This window comes from Niallia sp. FSL R7-0271 (assembly GCF_038005785.1).
Classification (GTDB): Bacteria; Bacillota; Bacilli; order Bacillales; family Cytobacillaceae; genus Niallia.
Genome location: NZ_JBBOTZ010000001.1, coordinates 2,500,987 through 2,519,859 on the forward strand (window position 1 = coordinate 2,500,987; position 18,873 = coordinate 2,519,859).

21 protein-coding genes and 1 riboswitch are annotated in these 18,873 nt (G+C 39.2%); of the genes, 2 read left to right on the forward strand and 19 right to left on the reverse strand.

Annotated features, from left to right (window positions below; translation table 11 throughout):
• Window positions 1–16: 16 nt before the first annotated feature.
• From MKX82_RS12810 to MKX82_RS12830, 5 genes are all read right to left on the reverse strand, one after another.
• Entirely contained in the window at window positions 17–475 is a 459-nt protein-coding gene (locus MKX82_RS12810) for a YpbF family protein (RefSeq protein ID WP_341077612.1), read from the reverse strand.
• A gap of 66 nt (window positions 476–541) precedes the next feature.
• Window positions 542–1,363: a LysM peptidoglycan-binding domain-containing protein gene (locus MKX82_RS12815; protein ID WP_341077613.1), complete on the reverse strand. Its 822-nt coding sequence runs from the start codon at window positions 1,361–1,363 to the stop codon at window positions 542–544.
• A 41-nt stretch (window positions 1,364–1,404) separates the two neighbouring features.
• Window positions 1,405–1,983: a CPBP family intramembrane glutamic endopeptidase gene (locus tag MKX82_RS12820; protein ID WP_341077615.1), complete on the reverse strand. Its 579-nt coding sequence runs from the start codon at window positions 1,981–1,983 to the stop codon at window positions 1,405–1,407.
• Window positions 1,976–3,487, reverse strand: coding sequence for a RecQ family ATP-dependent DNA helicase (locus MKX82_RS12825; protein ID WP_341077618.1), 1,512 nt, complete (start codon window positions 3,485–3,487; stop codon window positions 1,976–1,978). Before MKX82_RS12825 ends, MKX82_RS12820 begins: the two co-directional genes overlap by 8 nt.
• Window positions 3,484–4,539 (reverse strand): helix-turn-helix domain-containing protein, encoded by a 1,056-nt coding sequence (locus MKX82_RS12830; protein ID WP_341077621.1) that lies wholly within the window; start codon window positions 4,537–4,539, stop codon window positions 3,484–3,486. The genes MKX82_RS12825 and MKX82_RS12830 overlap by 4 nt, the downstream gene beginning before the upstream one ends.
• Window positions 4,540–4,784: 245 nt before the next feature.
• Here MKX82_RS12830 and MKX82_RS12835 point away from each other — a divergent pair, with 245 nt between their 5' ends.
• Complete coding sequence (locus MKX82_RS12835) at window positions 4,785–5,033, forward strand: ferredoxin (RefSeq protein ID WP_233313323.1); 249 nt, start codon at window positions 4,785–4,787, stop codon at window positions 5,031–5,033.
• Between the two features lie 44 nt (window positions 5,034–5,077).
• Here MKX82_RS12835 and MKX82_RS12840 read toward each other — a convergent pair whose 3' ends face one another.
• From MKX82_RS12840 to MKX82_RS12900, 13 genes are all read right to left on the reverse strand, one after another.
• On the reverse strand, window positions 5,078–5,668 hold the full coding sequence (locus MKX82_RS12840) for an ECF transporter S component (RefSeq protein ID WP_341077624.1): 591 nt from the start codon (window positions 5,666–5,668) through the stop codon (window positions 5,078–5,080).
• A 165-nt stretch (window positions 5,669–5,833) separates the two neighbouring features.
• A riboswitch (FMN riboswitch) is annotated at window positions 5,834–5,966 on the reverse strand.
• A gap of 217 nt (window positions 5,967–6,183) precedes the next feature.
• Entirely contained in the window at window positions 6,184–7,065 is an 882-nt protein-coding gene (locus MKX82_RS12845) for a M23 family metallopeptidase (protein WP_233313321.1), read from the reverse strand.
• A 287-nt stretch (window positions 7,066–7,352) separates the two neighbouring features.
• Window positions 7,353–8,546: a hypothetical protein gene (locus tag MKX82_RS12850; protein WP_341077628.1), complete on the reverse strand. Its 1,194-nt coding sequence runs from the start codon at window positions 8,544–8,546 to the stop codon at window positions 7,353–7,355.
• Complete coding sequence (gene sigX, locus MKX82_RS12855; protein WP_325169552.1) at window positions 8,521–9,090, reverse strand: RNA polymerase sigma factor SigX; 570 nt, start codon at window positions 9,088–9,090, stop codon at window positions 8,521–8,523. Before sigX ends, MKX82_RS12850 begins: the two co-directional genes overlap by 26 nt.
• A gap of 184 nt (window positions 9,091–9,274) precedes the next feature.
• On the reverse strand, window positions 9,275–11,041 hold the full coding sequence (locus tag MKX82_RS12860; protein ID WP_237941671.1) for an ATP-binding protein: 1,767 nt from the start codon (window positions 11,039–11,041) through the stop codon (window positions 9,275–9,277).
• Window positions 11,038–11,754 carry a response regulator transcription factor gene (locus MKX82_RS12865; RefSeq protein ID WP_233313317.1) on the reverse strand — a complete coding sequence of 239 codons (717 nt, stop codon included), beginning with the start codon at window positions 11,752–11,754 and terminating at the stop codon, window positions 11,038–11,040. Before MKX82_RS12865 ends, MKX82_RS12860 begins: the two co-directional genes overlap by 4 nt.
• Window positions 11,755–11,979: 225 nt before the next feature.
• Window positions 11,980–12,708, reverse strand: a complete 729-nt coding sequence (locus tag MKX82_RS12870) for a pseudouridine synthase (RefSeq protein ID WP_237941672.1) — start codon at window positions 12,706–12,708, stop codon at window positions 11,980–11,982.
• 158 nt (window positions 12,709–12,866) lie between these two features.
• Window positions 12,867–13,400 carry a spore maturation protein gene (locus MKX82_RS12875; RefSeq protein WP_233313315.1) on the reverse strand — a complete coding sequence of 178 codons (534 nt, stop codon included), beginning with the start codon at window positions 13,398–13,400 and terminating at the stop codon, window positions 12,867–12,869.
• A gap of 7 nt (window positions 13,401–13,407) precedes the next feature.
• Window positions 13,408–13,995, reverse strand: a complete 588-nt coding sequence (locus tag MKX82_RS12880) for a nucleoside recognition domain-containing protein (RefSeq protein WP_233313314.1) — start codon at window positions 13,993–13,995, stop codon at window positions 13,408–13,410.
• Window positions 13,988–15,136 (reverse strand): D-alanyl-D-alanine carboxypeptidase family protein, encoded by a 1,149-nt coding sequence (locus MKX82_RS12885; RefSeq protein WP_233313313.1) that lies wholly within the window; start codon window positions 15,134–15,136, stop codon window positions 13,988–13,990. Before MKX82_RS12885 ends, MKX82_RS12880 begins: the two co-directional genes overlap by 8 nt.
• Before the next feature lie 154 nt (window positions 15,137–15,290).
• Window positions 15,291–16,184: a superoxide dismutase gene (locus MKX82_RS12890; protein WP_341077635.1), complete on the reverse strand. Its 894-nt coding sequence runs from the start codon at window positions 16,182–16,184 to the stop codon at window positions 15,291–15,293.
• Between the two features lie 132 nt (window positions 16,185–16,316).
• Window positions 16,317–16,898: an SMC-Scp complex subunit ScpB gene (gene scpB, locus MKX82_RS12895; RefSeq protein ID WP_282581398.1), complete on the reverse strand. Its 582-nt coding sequence runs from the start codon at window positions 16,896–16,898 to the stop codon at window positions 16,317–16,319.
• Window positions 16,895–17,650 (reverse strand): segregation/condensation protein A, encoded by a 756-nt coding sequence (locus MKX82_RS12900; protein WP_233313310.1) that lies wholly within the window; start codon window positions 17,648–17,650, stop codon window positions 16,895–16,897. The genes scpB and MKX82_RS12900 overlap by 4 nt, the downstream gene beginning before the upstream one ends.
• A gap of 193 nt (window positions 17,651–17,843) precedes the next feature.
• On the opposite strand from MKX82_RS12900, the gene MKX82_RS12905 reads away from it, so the two are divergent.
• Window positions 17,844–18,368, forward strand: a complete 525-nt coding sequence (locus MKX82_RS12905) for a DUF309 domain-containing protein (RefSeq protein ID WP_233313309.1) — start codon at window positions 17,844–17,846, stop codon at window positions 18,366–18,368.
• Between the two features lie 58 nt (window positions 18,369–18,426).
• On the opposite strand, the gene MKX82_RS12910 is transcribed toward MKX82_RS12905, so the two are convergent.
• Window positions 18,427–18,795, reverse strand: coding sequence for a GNAT family N-acetyltransferase (locus MKX82_RS12910; protein WP_233313307.1), 369 nt, complete (start codon window positions 18,793–18,795; stop codon window positions 18,427–18,429).
• Window positions 18,796–18,873 lie beyond the last annotated feature (78 nt).

Sequence of the window (18,873 nt, forward strand, 5' to 3'; positions counted from 1 at the left end):
ATTTTAGTCTCTTTCTCTACTTTGTTTCATGGAAAAGATTAATGTCATACTCCTGTTTCATCATATAAAAAACATGGTGACGGCCCTTCCACTCTTCTTCCTTCTTCCAAAGATCTTTAGCTTTATCGATAATCTCACAACGGAGCTCATGATATTCCTTCTCTGCTTTATCCTTTTTTTGTTTAAGAACATTCATAAATCCGAAGGAACCAACAATCATGGCCAGTGCATAGAGATTAAATGTTTTAGCGATAAAAATAGAAAACATGATGGCAAAGGAATGGGAGAACGGAACGGCAATATGTTTATACAGCCAGTAAGCGTAAAAAAATCCAAAAATAATTGTCAGCCACATAACAAATAAATGCCTTGTTTTTATCATGTCAAATTTACGTTTTTTCTCCACTAGCTTTTGCAGCATTTCCTTTGTCGTTTCATCTGTATTGCTGTCAAGATTTAATATCGACGATTCCATATGCCAATCCTCCTTCCCTTTCACTATATGAAAGGAAAGGACAAGTTAGAATCATTTATTTAGCGGTTATTGTGGAATTTTTAATACTTGCCCAGCCAGTACATTATCACTTGTAAGCTGGTTTGCTTGCTTAATGATCTCTATTCCAGTTTTAGAGTTATAATATTTCATCGCTATTCTGTATAGTGTTTCATTAGCTGCTACAGTATGATAGATAACCGATTGTTGGGAGGCTGCTTCTGCATTTTCTGTTTCTGTTTTTTCAACCGGTTCCTGCTTTTCCACCTCAGAAGCAGCTGCCTTTTCCGCTTGGCTGTCTGCTGTGGTTTTTTCCTGTTCTGCTGCTGTTTCTTGTTTCTTTGCAGCCTCTTCTTTCTGTTGTGCTGTTTCTTGTTTCTTTGCAGCCTCTTCTTTCTGTTGTGCTGTTTCTTTCTGCTTGGCTACTTCTTTTTCTTCCTGCTCAGCGCTGGATGCTTGTTCTTTTGCGGTTTCATCAGGCTTTTCTTCTGCTTCACTGTCTTCTTTTTCTACTGTTACATTACCAGTTGCAGAACTACTGCCCTTTTGTTCAACACCTATCTGCTCGAATTGATTGGAAGAGCTGTTCACTGGAAGCACTGTGTCAACTGAATAGCGGTTTATCATTTCATGTATGCCGAGCAATAGTACAGGCAGGGCAATAAAAGAAATAGCAAGAATCGTCATGCCTGTATACTTTTGGTTTTTCTTTTTCTTTTTTTTCTTTTTATGATGAACAGCTCTGCGCGACGGCAGTTCTTCTGTTACTCTGCTTGGAATCGGTTGAGCTGGCTTTTCACTTTCTTCCAACCGAGAAAGCCGTTTTTTCTGCCGTTCTGCTTGAACTCTGTAAGGATCTTCTCTTGTCATGAACATCCCTTCCCCCTAAACATATTTCAAACGTAATAATATTAGTCAAAAATCTTATATCTAATCAGCAAACCAAGGAAAAAGTCGATTGTAAAATGCATGATAATGGTCGCCAGTAAACTTCCTGTCCACATATATAAAAACCCAATTAAAAGACTTATAAAGATGATGTTTACAAATAAAAACCAATTAAATAAATATCGGTAGTGGATGACTGCAAAGATAATGCTTGCTGCCAATAATCCTAAATTTGTTTGAAGGATACCGCGAAACAATATTTCTTCACTGATACTAATCACAGCAGCGATTATGGCGATATGAGCTGGATGCATATTTTGAAATATTCGTTTGTTTAGTCCGCCGTCATCATGATACTTTTCAGGTAGATATCTCATAAATATCATATCGAGGCCAACAACCGCCGCACCTAAGGCAAAGCCGATTAAAATATGGTTCCAATTAAAGAGGCTTAAAGAAGTAAATAGATCCTCTATCTGGAATACGAATATACCTAAGCCTGCAGAAATAATTAATAATATAAATTGTGTTATATATAAGTGCTTTATAAGCTCTTTATCAGACAAAGTATTTAACAGCTGGGAATATTTTTGTTTATTCATCGGCTTTTTCTCTTCTCTTATTTAGAATAAAAGCAAGCTGTCTTTTCCAGCCATCACCAACAAGCTCTGCCTTATCATTAATAGGCTGACCCGCATAAAACCTCTCCATATTCAAACCGCAATTATCACAGCATACGGAATTAATTTGTGCTTCTTTTTCCTGGAAATAGCTCGTCAAATAGGATCTGCGGCATTGCTTTAATAATACCCATGCAAGCATATCGTGTATGCTTTGTTTTTTAACAGCAAGCCTGTTCTTGCAAAATTCACTAAAATGGTTAAGCTTTGCTTCTATTTGCTTGCAGGTTTTTCCTTCTGGCTGAACATAGGCAGTTAGCACTCGCCATTGAGTTTCAGTGAATTGCTCCATTATCCAAGCCAGCTCTTTTTCAGCCCAATCTTCATATGTAGTATATGGAAGCAGAGACCTTCGCAGTTGATTTAACTGCAGCTCATTCGGCAGCTCCATTTCCGTGAGCTGATAAGCAAGCGTTTCGTCACCTGGCACATATAAGAGGATGGAAATACTGTTTTGACGGTCTCTGCCAGCCCTGCCGATTTCCTGTAAAAAAGACTCTACTTGTGTTGGGAAATGATAATGAATAACATAACGGATGTTCTCCTTATTAACTCCCATGCCGAATGCACTTGTTGCACAAACGATATCAAGCTGGCCATTCAAGAACTGTTGCTGAATCAAGATGCGATCCTCTTGGGACATGCCGCCATGATAGGCATTTATTCTTTTACCCGAGTTTTGCTTAAGTTCTGCAGCAGTTTGCTCTGCCAGCTTTTTGCTTGAAAAATAAATGATGCCAGGTCCTTGCAGTGTGTTTGTCAGTTCTTCAAGCCTTTTCCTTTTTTCTATCCCACTCGATAAAATTTCTGCTGTTAAGGCAATATTGGGTCTGTCGACACTGTAAATGACTTGTTCAACAAATTCTAGAGCTAATGATGATATAATATCTTTTCGGATGGCGGGAGTGGCTGTTGCTGTAAGTGCCAATGTTAATGGATTTCCCAACTCCTTGCGCACTATCCCTAAATTTTGGTACTCTGGTCTGAAATCATAGCCCCATTGGGAAATACAATGAGCTTCATCGACAACAAATAAACCAATTTCCAGTTTTTTCAAAACATTCAATATATAGGGTGTTCCAATCATTTCTGGGGAAATAAACACGAATTTATACTTGCGTATATTTTTAATTACGTCATTTCGCTCTTGCCAGCTTAAAAAGGAATTAATGGCAACAGCACTTTTTTCGCCATTCATTTTCATTTGTTCGACTTGATCTTGCATGAGTGACAGTAATGGCGAAATGATGATGACCGTCCCTTTCAGAAGTTTCCCAGGCAGCTGATACACCAATGATTTCCCTGTTCCAGTCGGCAGCATTGCCAATGTATGACGATTCTCCATTAATGCTGAGATTGCTTCCTTTTGTCCTGGGCGGAAAGAGGGCAGCGAAAATAATTTCATTAGGTTTTTTTCTAAATTCAATTTATGCCTCCCCCTAACTTCGCAAGAACGATTCTTATTTCAAAATATGACACTTCAGGAAGCTGTTGTTTGATTTGCTTCAACGACTTGGAAGCAGTAACTTCTGCGATTTTTTTTATTTTAGCTATTTTGTCGGGACTAACATATTCTTCAATCGAAAAATCAGGGATATTCAATACGAGTTCTGCGATATGATCTTCAATTGTACTCATCTTCAAACGTCGCATTGTACTTATTTCGTCAAGGCTTAAGCCTTTTTGAATATATTCATATGTCGCTTTGGTTGAATTAGTCAAAATATATGCAGTATTATCATCCATCACCATTTGTCTTAAAAATGGGAATTTTTCTTTAGCATTGAGAATTTTCTTCAGCATAAAGTGAAGCAATGACAGAAAGTAAAGCTCATAATAACTTCTGTCTATCCCAAAACTAGCTGCCGCTTGCTCTGGAGTTAGCCCAATATGCTCTGACCCTGTTAACCTGCACACAAGGTATTCAGGTAACACTGCTTCATCATCGAGGCAATCAGCCAATTCTTGGTAAAGCTGTTCATTCAGTAATTGTCTGTCGCCAGCATAATTCTGCAATGCTTGCTTCATCCACGCCTGTACTACGATATTTCGCTGAATTGGCATATAGCGATTATCGCCTTTGGAAAGATGGGAGGCAACTTGAACAGAAAGTGCCAGCCGCTCCCAAAATCCTACAGCAATTCGGTGATATTTCCAGCCATTTAAATGGGTAGGAATAGGGTATTCTATAAGTAAACGCGCAAACTCATCTTCTTGTTTCGGATTGATGTCATAATGCTGAAATGTTTTTCCTTCAGCAGTCCATTTCTGCTCTTTTAAAGCAGAAATAATCCTGTCGAACTCTGCTCTTGATAAATTCGGGTATGTTTGAAAAAAAGGCATAAGTTCAAAAATATGGATATCCTGTATCGTTTGCGCTGATTTTTTGCCGTTTAGGATATGAAGGACAGAGTAGATAGTTCTTTCTCCCTTTATTCTTTGTAAACAATATAACACGATTACCTCAATAAAGGTCATATACGAAAACTCCTTAAAATAATGGTTCATGTCGAATTATGTACTTTCTTGCTTTATATTTTACCACGAAAACTGTACTTGGAGCTAAACTTGAATCATTAATGCGAGGTTTATTCCTTTATATTAGTCTTTTTTATTGAAAAGTTATACATTCAGTTTTACAATAAAGGATGGATAGTAAAGATGTATCATTATTTATAAATGCATATTACTTAACAAAAGAATACTGGAGGTTTTTACGACTCATGGCAAAATATACGATTGTTGATAAAGATACATGTATTGCTTGCGGTGCATGTGGAGCTGCAGCTCCTGATATCTATGATTATGATGATGAAGGCTTGGCATTTGTAATGCTTGACGATAACGAAGGAACTGTAGAAGTTCCAGAAGTATTGCTTGACGATATGCTTGATGCATTTGAAGGCTGCCCAACAGATTCCATTAAAGTGGCAGATGAGCCGTTTGAAGGCGACGCATTAAAATTCGAATAATAAAAAAAGCAAAAAGAGTTTTTCTCTTTTTGCTTTTTTTATTATTATGCTACCTTACGATATTGAGCTTGCTTTGTGATCCAGCCTTTCATTTTCGTAAAAACAAGCAGGAACAAGGCTGAAACGATAGCGCCTTTAATAAGGTTAAACGGCAGGATTAAGGAAATTACATATGCACGCATTTCGGCAGATGTCATTGGGTCCCATCCGATAAACTTAATATAAACTGGCAATAGTACAAAATAATTGAAGAAGCTAAGGGCTATACTCATCACAAAGGCACTTGAGATAAGGCCGAGCACCATTCCCAATTTTGATTTCAATTTATTGTAGATGAAATAGGCAGGCAGGATAAATGCAACTCCAGCAATGAAGTTTGCTAAATTTCCTACAGGTATTCCAATCTCACTGTTATGGACAATATAATCCAGAAGGTTTTTTATCAACTCTACCAATATACCTGCAACTGGACCAAGAATTAACGCTGTTACCAATGCTGGCAAATCACTGAAATCCAATGTCAAAAATGGAGGAAACGTTGGAAGCGGGAACTTGATAAACATAAGCACAAAAGCCATGCTGCTCATCATTCCAATCAAGACAAATTTCCTTACATTCATTTTCTTTTTATTCATTTCTTACTCTCTCCTTTTAGGATCCATCTGCCTAAGAAGAGAGATTCAGCAATTTTGTTAAGGCACGCCAAATAAAAACCTCAAGCTAACATGAGCTTGAGGGAGTGTTTAAAGGCATACTTAACAAACGTTCTAACTAATAATTTTTTCGAACGATTGCAGAACCTCCATCTTCTCCCATCCAGACTTTACTGTCGGTTTTGGATTTTCACCAAATCAGCCTAACGAATAGGCTCGCGGACTTAGAGCAATACTCCTCACCGCCGGTCGGGAATTACACCCTGCCCCGAAGATAGATCAATATTTTATTTTTTTACTAATTTATATTATACATAAGATTGGCTGTTATGGGAAGAACATTGCTTATAATAAAAGCGGGAAGTTTTATCGGAATTAAAAGGAGATTTTCGAACTGGGGCAACTCACAAAGAAAGAAACATACTGGGAACTTTGTTTATTGCCCATTCTCACTTAGTGATACTACTTTTATGTAAGTCAAACCTTTAAGGAATACATTATTCATAATAGATGTTCACATTAGGTGTGATGCCGCTATTTTTATCTTCCTGCTCCTTTAATTGCTTAAATTGAAGCAGACTCATGCTTTCAGGGGGAAGCAAGGCAGGTTGTTCACCTAATATTGCGCTTATTTCGTTTTCTTTTATGTAATAGATTGCTTTTTTATATGGAACTTGCCCAAGAGTTGGGTTATAGCCTACCGGCTCTTCTACCGTTATTTCCAAAGTTTCTGGTTTTACCTCTGCCTGTTTTTCGGCTTTTGCCTTTTCCTTTTTATTTTCTTTCGTGGTTACTTCTTTTTTTACAGGTTTGCTTTTTGCTTCAGCAGCTTCCTGTCTCGCTGGTTTCGCTGCTGCTTCGACTGTCTGTCCCACTTCTGCCTCTCCTAATGCCAATATCGGGTTTATCGCATTTTCCTTTGTTACCGTCCATTCTTTTTCGTGAATCTCAAAATGCAGGTGGACGCCAGAGGAATGGCCAGTATTGCCCATCTTCCCAATGAGGTCGCCCATTTCAACCTTTTGTCCTTCCTTCACTACTCGTTCATTTAAATGGGCATAAACGGTTTCTAAGCCATTAGTATGCTTAATAAAAATTACATTCCCGTAGGATTGGGAATAATAAGACTTTGTGACATTGCCGCTGTCTACAGCAAATACAGCAGCTCCAAGGTCACCTGCAATATCAATTCCTTTATGATCTCCATGTCTTGTATTAAATGTATCTGAAATCATGCCTTCACTCGGCCAAGTCCACCCTTTGGTGCGTTCAGACAGTGAAGGTGATTTAGCTTCTGAATGCTTGCCTCCTAAAAATAACAAGCTGACAAACAGAAGCATTATTGCAGCTATGAGCAGCCGTCTGATATAGTCTCCCATTGTATCCTCCTTTTTTTCCTAACACGAAAATAACCTGCAACAAATATTTGTTGAGAGAAAAAAGAAAATTGAAAAGTTCCTCTTTCACCATATGAGTACATGTTTCGTTATAGAACTGATCAGTCCACCTAGATGAAAGTGACAACCATTAGCATAAGAGCATTTGCCTAGTCTCCTAAAAGCTATGAAACAAATGTTAGTATGGGATATGTTCTCTTAATTCATGCATTCTTTTTCACCGTCTAACAAAAACAACTAAAAAAAGCTCCAGCTAAGCTGGAACTTTTTTAATTCATTTCTCGTTTATTTGCCGCTACAGGAACTGGGATTTCATCAGTAAATACAAATCTTCCAATTTGATTAATCCCAGCGTTTTCAAATCTCACTGTTTTAAATTGGAAATCCTTAGCGGTCAGCAAGATCGATTCTATAGCTCTAAGTGTAGCTTTATCCGCATGTAGGACGCTGTCTTTTGTTAAATACAGCTCCAATTCACTTGTTTCTATATTTGGAACTATCTTCTCGAAACGGATATTGTCAGGGATTGATGCAGACAGACCATATTCCGGCATATCCTTTTGCATATTGATAAGTGCGGTCTCAATATCATGATACGGTGTCTCCCAAGGAACATACAGGGCATTTTCAGCCTCGACTGAATCTGTTAAGAGATAGTACCCTCTGTTTTCAAGCTGCTGATAATATATCTCCGTCAAATCTCTGTCACCAACTAATACTCCCTTTTGACCCTTTCTCCTGAATTCCATTTTATCGGCACCGACACTTTCCAGCTGCTGATAAACAATAGAGTTTAAGAAGTCATCTGAACCGATTGCTCCAAGGGATGTGACATCATCTGCGAAGTCAATAATAACTGTCTTATTGCTCATGTCATAACTGACTGTCCCATCAAATGGGTAATAGTTATCAAGGCCCCAGCTTGTTTCCTCAATGGCAGACATGTATTTTTTATACAGGTCAAATTTAGATAAGCTGTCCGGATTTTCAACAAGAATGCTGACAGGCACTGCCACCTGCAGATTCTTATCAGGAATAGGGTATGTGAGCAGCTCTTTGTCTCCTACTTCTTCTGCATACAAAGCTGTTGTTTGTAATTCAACATCTGCCTGTCGATTCTCGACTTCTCCTGACTGCTCTTTCATTTGGAACGAAGATGAGTTTTCTGTGCTTTGGCTGTCTTCATTAATTGCTATATATTTGCTGTTTTCGGATGAAGATGAATCACTTAAATTATAATTGCCGTAATTTGACCGAAAGAAGCTTTCTCCTATAACAATAAGAAGCATGAAAGCAAATACAGAAGCGACTGCTGGCATGAGCCAAGGACGGCGAATCCGTTGTTTAGACTTGCCGGCCGCAATATTTTGATAAATGCTCTTTGGGTCCCGTTCATCCTTAATGGCCGGGAATTGCCTCAACAGGCTTTTTAGCTGCTCATCGCTCCAATTGTTTTTTTCCATTGTATTCCTCCTCTCTCGTCCATTCCTCCATATGTTTTTTTAGTGCTTTTAAAGCGCGGTGCTGTGTTGTCTTTACCTTACTTTCTGTCCAGCCGAGTGTTTCTGCCGTCTCTGCAATGGACCGTTCCTGAATATAGCGAAGAATAATGACCATCTTTTGGTCCACTGTACATACCTTTAATGCTTGATATAAATATTGCACTTCTTCAGATAGTATAGCCACTTCCTCTGGCAGAGAATCATCAGCTTTGATTTGCTGTTTAGACCAATCAAACTTCTCCATGATTCTGTCCTTCCAGTTTTTATTTTTACGAAAATGGTCGATCGCTACATTCCGTGCAATACTGAACAGCCACGTTTTTTCTGCACTTTTCCCTTCGAAACGGTCATAGGATTTCAATACGCGAATATATACTTCCTGCACTAAATCTTCTGCCGTCTCTTTATGGCTGACCATATAAAATAGAAATTGAAAAACGTCATGATGATATTTTTTATATAGTTCATCAAAAACGGAGTCCATCAGTTTCTCCTCCCCGTTTATAAAATTAGTCGTATTGTTTTCCACAATAGTTACGGATTTTTTTCTTCTACAATAATTTTTTATGTAATTATTAAGATTAATCGTATTTTTAAGCAAAACAAAAAGGAAGGAATAATCCTTCCTTATGTTCTATTATGTTAAATTGTTTCTTGTGAATCAAGAAGAATCGGCAACATCTCTAAATTTATTCAACATTTCGGGGCAAAAAGATAAAAAATGTCGTTCCATGACCATACTTGCTTGTGACAGATATATGGCCATTATGAGCCTCCACGATATTTTTGGCAATGGCAAGCCCCAGTCCTGTGCCCGCGCTGCCTCTCGTCCTTGCCTTATCCGCCTTGTAAAAGCGCTCAAAAATATATGGCAAATCCTCTTCTTTAATCCCGGCACCGTTATCTTCTATTTCCAAGTAAATGCCGACATTATCTGATTTTGCATTGATTTTCACAGTACCATTGTCTTTCGTATGCCTGATGCAATTGTCGATAATATTTGTGACCACCTGCTCCATTTTATCAACATCCATCACAAATGGCGTCATATCCTCTTGGATATCCATCGTTATTTCAATATTTTTTTCTTTTGCGATTGCATTAAACTTCCGTGCAACCCGATGAAAGAAGGAAGTCATTTCCACTTCATCTAGGAATAGCTCAAGATGTCCCGCTTCCATCCTTGCTAAATCAAGGAGCTCATTGACAAGGCGGCCCATGCGAAGAGATTCGTCATAAATGATTTTGGCCATTTCCTGCTTTTCTTCCTCAGATTGTGCAATATTATCTACAATGGCTTCACTATAGCCTTGCAGCATACTGATCGGTGTGCGCAATTCGTGAGATACGTTAGCAATAAAATCGTTGCGCAGCTTGTCCAGCTTCCGCTCTTCGGTCATATCCCTAATAACTGCAATAGCTCCTCTTATCTGTTCCCTATTATAGAGGGGACTTACAATAATCACCCACGCTCTATGCGAAAGCTTCATCTCGGCAATTTGCTCTTCTCCCGTGCCGATGGCAAGCTGAAACAGTTCTTTCACTTCTGCAGGCACTTGCTCTTGCAGCGGCTCACTGCTGCCTTGTTCATAATGCCAATATTGCAGAAATCTTTCTGCCGGAGGATTTGTTATAAGCAAACTTCCGTTTTTATTAAACGTAAGCACCCCGTCTGCCATGCCGCTCAGTATATTACCGAGCTGTTCTTTTTCTTGGCTTAAGGCATTTATGTTAAAGTTCAGCCGTTTTGCCATTTGATTAAATGCTACAGACAGCTCCCCTATTTCATCTTGAGACCATATTGGAACAGTAGTCTCGAAATTCCCTCTTGCCAGCTCCATTGCAGCCTCTCTCATCTTGCGGAGAGGGGCTGTAATTCTAGTAAGCAAAAAGAAAGCAAATATTGTTGTTAAAATAATGGCGACAACAGCAGCTAACACAATAAACTTCGTTGTTGAGTTTTTTGTATCATTAAGAACAGACAGATTTTGAAAAACATAGACTGCACCAATCGGTTTATCTCCCTGAAGTATAGGAACACCGCTTGCTGTCACTTCAACATTCTCATTTGTTCCTTCGCTTGCAAGTTTAATTGTTTGCATAGTCTCCTTGCCGTTAACGTTCACTTGTTTAAGCTGTTTGCTTGATAGGGCCGTTTCCATTGAATCCTGCGTAAATTCACTGTCCGGAGATATCGAAGTCTTACCATCTAATTCAATCGCCGCAGCGGCAGATTCATCCACCAGCTCCCACACGATATCCATGCCAATATCCGGATGTTGCTCAAGAATGCTTGACGCCTTGGCAGCATTGCTTGTCAGCTCTTTTTTTGTCAACTCCATATGATACTGCTCAAAATACTCAAGGAGCATAACAGTCAATATAATCAATACGACTGAAATCAGCAGTAAAAAGGTACTCCAAAGCTTAAATACAACACTTCTCCAAAACATCATCCATTGCTGACCTCGAACTTGTAGCCTACTCCCCAAACTGTAACAATCATCCGAGCAGCGTCCTCTGATACTTTATTCAGTTTTTCTCTCAAACGTTTAACATGTGTATCGACTGTGCGTAAATCGCCAAAAAAGTCATAATGCCACACTTCTCTCAGCAGCAGCTCCCTGTCATATACTTTGTCTGGTGATTTAGCAAGAAATAACAGCAATTCATATTCCTTTGGCGTGAGACTGACTTCTCTGCCATTTGCAAGAACACGGTGCGCATCATTGTCAATTGTTAAGTAAGGAAACACAATTAAGTCCTTTGCACTGCTTTCACTTTGTACAAATCCAGCTGGAGCAGATCTTCTTAATAAAGCTTTGACTCTCAACACCACTTCCCGCGGACTGAAGGGCTTAACAATATAATCATCTGTACCTGCTTCAAATCCTTGCACCCTGTTAATTTCTTCTCCTTTGGCAGTAAGCATAATAACAGGTGTCGCCTTTTTCTCCCTCAGCTCCTTGCAAACTTCCATTCCGTCCTTGCCTGGCATCATCAAATCGAGCAAAATAATATCATAATCGCTGGAAAGAGCTTTATTTAAAGCGGTTTGCCCGTCTGATGCTTCCTCAACAAGAAAGTCCTCTCGTTCTAAATACATTTTCAGCAGCCTTCTGATTCTGTCCTCATCATCCACGACAAGAATTTTTATTTCCTTCTCCATTTGGTAATCCTCCTTACAACGCTTCTATGATAATAATGGAAGCACGCTAAACACTTTTTTGCATGTTTCCTTTTTTGCCCATCTTATAAACAATAAAATCCCAAAGACTTGTTAAATATCAATGGGATTTCCGTAAAAAACTTATAATCATTATAGCATTTTAATGTTGCAGATATTGTAATCATGCACCTTGTTCTGTGAACGTTTTATGAATTTTTAACAAGCTTATTTTTTCTTATTCGCTTCCGTGCGAAGAAGTTTTACTTCATGTGCTGTTAATTCACGTGCATCACCAGGGCTCAAGCCATTCAAATTCAAAAAGGAGTATCGTTCCCTTTTCAGCTTTAACACAGGTGTGCCAATCGCTTCGAACATTCTGCGGACTTGGCGGTTTTTGCCTTCATGAATTTTCAACTCAACGATAGACGTTCCTTTTTTCTTATCCACAGACAGAACCTTAGCTTTTGCTGGTGCTGTCTTACCGTCTTCAAGCATAACGCCTTTTTCCAGCAGCTTGATTTTCTCTCGCATCGGAATGCCTTTAATCTTTGCGACATATACCTTCTCTATTTCCCCTTTAGGGTGCATCATCAAGTTGGCGAATTCTCCATCATTTGTGAGCAAGATAAGTCCAGATGTGTCATAATCAAGACGTCCGACCGGATAGATTCTTGATGATATTACTTCAGAAAAGAAATCTGTTACGACTTTTCTGCCTTTATCATCATTCACACTCGAAATCACGCCGCGAGGCTTGTACAGCAAGAAGTATACAGGCTCCTCCCTTTCAATCGGAACACCGTTCACTTCAACCTTGTCAGAAGGTCCAACTTTTACACCTAATTCTTTTACGACTTTACCGTTAACAGTAACTCTTCCATCCAGAATTAATTCTTCTGCTTTCCTTCTCGATGCAATCCCAGCATGGGCAATTACCTTTTGCAGTCTTTCCATTTATGTTTCACCTCATTAAATTCATCAACAGCAATAGCTTACTTTTCAAACAGCCATATTTTTTGTCATCTTTTGAATTATGACATAAGTTTGCCCATTTTCAAAGGAAAGTCTGTAAAAACACTGAAATAAAAAAAAACTCCGAACGAATCGGAGCATCACTTACCAAACATTAATGTCACAACAACAATCGCTGCTACAAACCCGACAAGGTCTGCAAGCAGCCCTACTTTAAGTGCATCACCCATCTTTTTGATGCCGACAGCGCCAAAATACACAGTTAGCACATAAAAGGTCGTATCAGTACTGCCTTGAATAGTAGCCGCAAGCCGGCCGATATAGGAGTCCGGACCATAGGTGGCAATCAGGTCACTTGTCATACCAAGTGCTGCATTGCCAGAAATAGGGCGAATAAACGCAAGCGGAGCAACCTCTGATGGCACTCCAAAAAAGTCTAATGCCGGCTTTAGAAATCCCATAAAATATTCCAATGCCCCTGATGCACGGAATACCGAGATTGCCACAAGCATGCCCACTAAAAAAGGGATAATGGAAAAGGCCATTGAAATGCCCTCTTTCCCTCCTTCTACAAAACTTTCATATGTTGGTACACGCTTGTATGTTCCATAAACGAGAATAAAGCAAATTAAAGAAGGAATCATCCAAACTGACAACAGTGAAATAATTTCCATTATGAATTCATCCTTTTCTCATTCTTCGATAGTAAAAATATCGATCAATTAAAATCCCGCTAATTGCGGAGAAAATCGTCGCAATTAAGGTCGGTCCAACTATATCAGTCGGTGAAGCTGAATCGTAGTTGATGCGAATGGCGATAACCGTTGTTGGAATAAGCGTTATGCTGGAGGTATTTAATGCCAAAAAGGTTATCATACTGTTGCTTGCACTCGTCTTGCCTCCGTTTAACCGCTTCAGCTCCTCCATTGCTTTTATTCCAAGGGGAGTCGCAGCATTTCCCAAACCGAAGATATTGGCCATCATGTTGGAAAGAATATATCCCATGGCCGGATGGTCCTTCGGCACCTCTGGAAACAGCTTGGATACTAAGGGTCTGAACAGATTTGTAAGTTTTTTCAAGAGTCCTGCTTGTTCCGCAATCTTCATCATGCCAAGCCAAAAGACTAGCACACTGATTAATCCGATACATATCGTAACTGCTTCTTTTGCACCTGAAAAGATTGCCTTGTTGACTTCATCGATAGTCCCATTAAAGATGGCAAAAACTATTCCAATCACAGTCAGGAGCACCCAAATGATATTAACCATCCTTATCTACTCCCATAACTGCCAGAAACATACTTTTAAAATGGTCAAAGAAGCTCTTCTTTTCTTTTACTTTTGCATGTTCAAAATAAACGGGAGCAGTTTCTACCAGCTTGCCTTCTAAATAGATCTCTGCATTGCCGACTATGTCAGGAACACTCTGCTCCTTCTTTTTCCAATCTGCTTGGACTTTTGAAAGCTTAAATTGGATTTTTAACTCATCCTTCTCCGCTTCCGTAATCGGATACACTAAATCCTCTTTAATATACAGCTTGTTTTTATAGAAGGAGTCCTTTGTCTTAACTTTGCCTTTTTCCAGCACTAATGCCATTTGATAATTCTTAAATGCAGTCTCATACATGTTTATATGATCATCCCAATCATCAGGATCGTTTAAAGTGACTGCAATCAGCTCGACTCCATCTTTTTCCGCTGTGGAGACAAGGGTTCTTTTCGCTCTTTTTGTATAACCTGTTTTTCCGCCTGTGGTGTACTCATAAAGACCAGTCAGCAGCTTGTTTTTGTTCTTCCAAACCCGGTCCCATTCTCCATCAGGATTTTCTGAACGGTAATTTTTTGTTCCTGCTATTTTTTTGTATTGCTCATTATCCATCGCATACTTTGTTAGTAACGCCATGTCATAGGCAGATGAATAATGATCCTCATGATCATCCAGCCCATGAGGATTAGCGAAATGTGTGTCCTTCATGCCCAGCTCTTGTGCTTTTTGATTCATTAAGTAAACAAATCCGTCCAAACTTCCGCCGACATGCTCCGCAATAGCAGTAGCTGCATCATTCCCAGATCGAAGCATCAGCCCGTACACCAAATCTTCTAGAGAGATTTTTTCGCCGGCCTTCAAGTAAATCGAAGATCCCTCAGATCTAACTGCATTCTCGCTAATTTTCACCATATCATTCATTTTTCCCGACTCAATCGCAAGAATGGCTGTCATAATTTTTGTTATGCTGGCAATCCTTCTTTGGGTATGTGCATCCTTTTCATAAATGACTCGTCCTGATTCCTGCTCCATCAAAATGGCGCTGCTAGCACTGACATATATTTGCGCATTGGCATTTTGCGGGATAGTCAGCAACAGAAATGCCGTGATGCAAGATAGGAGTAATATCTTATATGGTTTCATATAACACTACCTCGTCTCCTTATATGGTTTGTACATATTTATGCAGGACAAGCGGGCTTATGACAAATTGGTAAAAACTTTAGACTTAGGCTCTCTTTTTAAAATCAAAAAAACAGACGAACCATTGCTGTTCGCCTGCATGCTCAATAAAAAATTAAAACGGCCTCCATTTCAAATCACTTGCCTTCGCAAACCTCTCTTCAACATCTTTCCAGTTAACGATTTTCCACCAATTACTGATATAATCAGCACGGTTATTTTTGTACTGTAAGTAATAGGCATGCTCCCAAACATCCAATGCCAACAAGGGAATTGTATCCCATTGAGTCAACAGCATATGCCTTTCTGATTGGAGAATTTCCAAATGGCGCGCCCGAGGTGACCAGACTAGGATTGCCCAGCCTACCCCTTCCACTGCCTTGGCTGCTTCTGTAAAGTGCTGCTTAAAAGCGTCAAAGCTGCCGAAATAATCCTTTATTGACTCAAGAAGCATCCCTTTAGGCTCTCCTCCGCCGTTTGGACTCATATTATTCCAAAAGATCGTATGCAAATAATGACCAGATCCGTGGAAGGCTAGCTCTCTCGACCAATGCTTCACAAGGTCAAACTTTCGATCTTTTCTTGCTTGTGCCAGCATTGTTTCTGCTTTATTTAGTCCATCCACATAGGATTGATGATGTTTTGTATGGTGAAGCCTCATAATTTCTTCCTCTATATAGGGCTCCAATGCATTATAAGCATACGGCAGCGGCGGCAGCTTGTGGCCTCCTGCCTTTACTGATGGTTCATTGATGAATATCGTTCCAACCTGCTGTCTCTGCTTAAAGTAACCTTCCATTTCGTCCTGAAGCTCTTCCGCTTTATGCTGGATTTTAATCAGTTCCTCTGTATCAATCGGTTTGCGTTGGACCGTTTCCATTAAAGATGTAAACTTATCAAGGCTTTTCCAAATTTCTGCGCTTCTTTGGACATTCTCTGTTTCTAAAAAGTCCTTCAATTCTCTGTTCCAGACTAACACATCTTTTACATATTCATTGTAGCTGCTCATTGATCTCAGATAACCCCTTTTCTATCTAAAGTCATTCTTTACAGAATATGTGCAGAATGGGGGGAACATGTTTAAATAACCGAAAAAAAGAAGCAGGATGAATGCGTTGCTTTCATCCTGCCTCTTTTTGTTTTAGTCATCCAATTGCTGGAATGATTCGAAGAACAAATCTGCCTCTTCCTGCTTATAATCTTCCTCTTTTTCTGCTAATTCAGGAAGTTCCTTTAAGTCCTTTAAACCAAAATGATCTAAAAATTCCTTTGTCGTTCCGTATAAGATTGCCCTGCCTGCACCTTCTGCTCTGCCGACCTCTTTTATTAGCGCTTTTGCAGAAAGGGTATGAAGGGGCCTTTCTGTTTTCACACCGCGGATTTCTTCAATTTCTGCTCTTGTAATCGGCTGCCTGTAAGCAATAATGGCAAGGGTTTCAAGTGCAGCCTGTGATAATGTAGAAGCATGCGGGGATTCAACAAGCTTTTTTAAATAGACTGAATGCTCTTTTTTCGTGGCAAGCTGAAAGGTCCCGGCTATTTCCACAATGGAAATACCTCTATTTTCATCTTTACGATAATCCTCCATCAGCTCTCTTGTTACCTGCTCCGCCTCGAATTGCTCCACATTCAGGACATGGGCCAGCTGCTTAAGTGTCAAGCCTTCATCTCCAGCTGCGAATAATAAACTTTCAATAATACCTTTCCAATTTGTAACCATCAAAATCTTTCCTCTTCCTTTCCAACCACAAATATATCTGCAAAGTTATGCTCTTGTTCCACAAATAACGCCTGGCGCTTCATTAGCTCCAACAGAGCAAGAAAGGTCACAACTATATGGGTTTTATCATGGACAGGAAAAAGCTCTTCAAAATGAGTTCTTCTTCTGCTTTTAATGAAAACAAGAATTTCCTCCATCCTGCTCTCGATTGGAATTTCCTGTCTTGTTATTTTTGTCGATAGGGGCGCCTGCAGCTTTTTCCTGCGCATCAGCTTTTGGAACGCAGCCAGCATATCGTATAAAGACACGTCCAAATCGCTTTTAGCATTTTGATCTGCATCTTGGGTAAAGTCAGATAAATCGCTCGGAGGCTTCGTGAAAATCAACCCTCTCTCCTGCTCCATCTCCTTAAGATCATCCGCTGCTTCTTTAAATTTACGATATTCTACCAGTCTTTCGATTAAGTCTTCTCTTGAATCTTCTTCCGGCTCATACATAAGGTCATCATCAAGAAGCTCTTCATCGTATTTAGGAAGCAGCATCTTGCTTTTAATTGCGAGAAGTGTCGCTGCCATCACTAAAAATTCACTTGCAATATCAAGCTGCAGCTCTGACATTGCATGGATATATTCTAAGTATTGTTCCGTTATTTCCGCGACATTTATATCATATATATCAATTTCTAATTTATTTATTAAATGCAGCAGCAAGTCCAAAGGACCTTCAAAACTGTCAATCTTCACATTATATTGCATTATATCTCACCAAAATCCTAATAAAATAACATCCATATTCCTTATGCTAGTATAAGTATAGATGATTCCATAAAGTTATCCAATAATAAATTATACCATCTTCAAAAGCATATAGGGTAACTGACTTTTCTATCTGCTTGTAAAGGAAGTATAATAGCAAAAGATACTTTTTGTCGGGAAGGAGAAAATAGTGGTGTATCCAGATGAATATATTGAGTATTTGGCACATTTTCATGGAGATCAAGATTTCTTTGAGTGCCATGAAATATTAGAGGAATATTGGAAAGAGGTTGATCCAGGCAATAAAGAATCGATTTGGGTCAGCTTTATTTTAATGGCAGTATCATGTTATCACCATCGTCGCGGAAATTTCACTGGCGCACGCAAAACATTAGAAAAAGCCATTATCATGTTTAAGCATGGAAACTGGATATGGTCAGACTATGGACTGGATGAGCATATATTGCTGGCGAGATTGGAAGAAAGATTGCATAATATCAATAACCAGCTTCCCTTTAAACCGTTAGTCCTGCCTATTAACGATGCTTTTTTAGAAGAGCAATGCGTGAAATGGTGTCTATCGCATGGAATGGAGTGGAAATCAAGTTTAATACCTGCTGAAGCAATTGTTCATCGTCATCTGACACGAGATAGAAGCGAGGTCATCTTAGAAAGAAATGCTGCCATTGCAGAGCGTAAGGAACGCAGGAAGAAATAGGTAGCAAAAAATCCCTGACCGCTTACCTGTAAGGAATCCGGTCAGGGATTTATTTTTATTACGAATTAAGATTTTCCTCCATATTCATGCATTTAGAAAGAAAGCCTACAGTCAATTCGTTCGCTTCGATTTTTTTGTTGGTATATAATGACTTAATTGCTTGCACCATCGATTTACCGACACCTTGATGTCTGTACGAAGGGTTTACGGATATATGCTGGATGCTGATTCTGTCCGCATCTTCAAAGCTGATTCCTATAAGCCCGATAATATCCTCTTCTTCCTTCCATAAAAAAAGCTGCCAATTCTCGTTAGCTTCGTATTGCTTTATCGTTTGCTGTAGCACTTTTAAATCCTTTTCGGCAGGCATAAAAGAAAGCAGGCCCATCGCAATTTTCTCAAAAGATTTTTTATAACGAATAATCATTTGTATCCCTCATTATTATTAAAGCATATTTACCTGTAAGTTTTCCCATAATGGATTGTTTCCAAACAATATTCTATT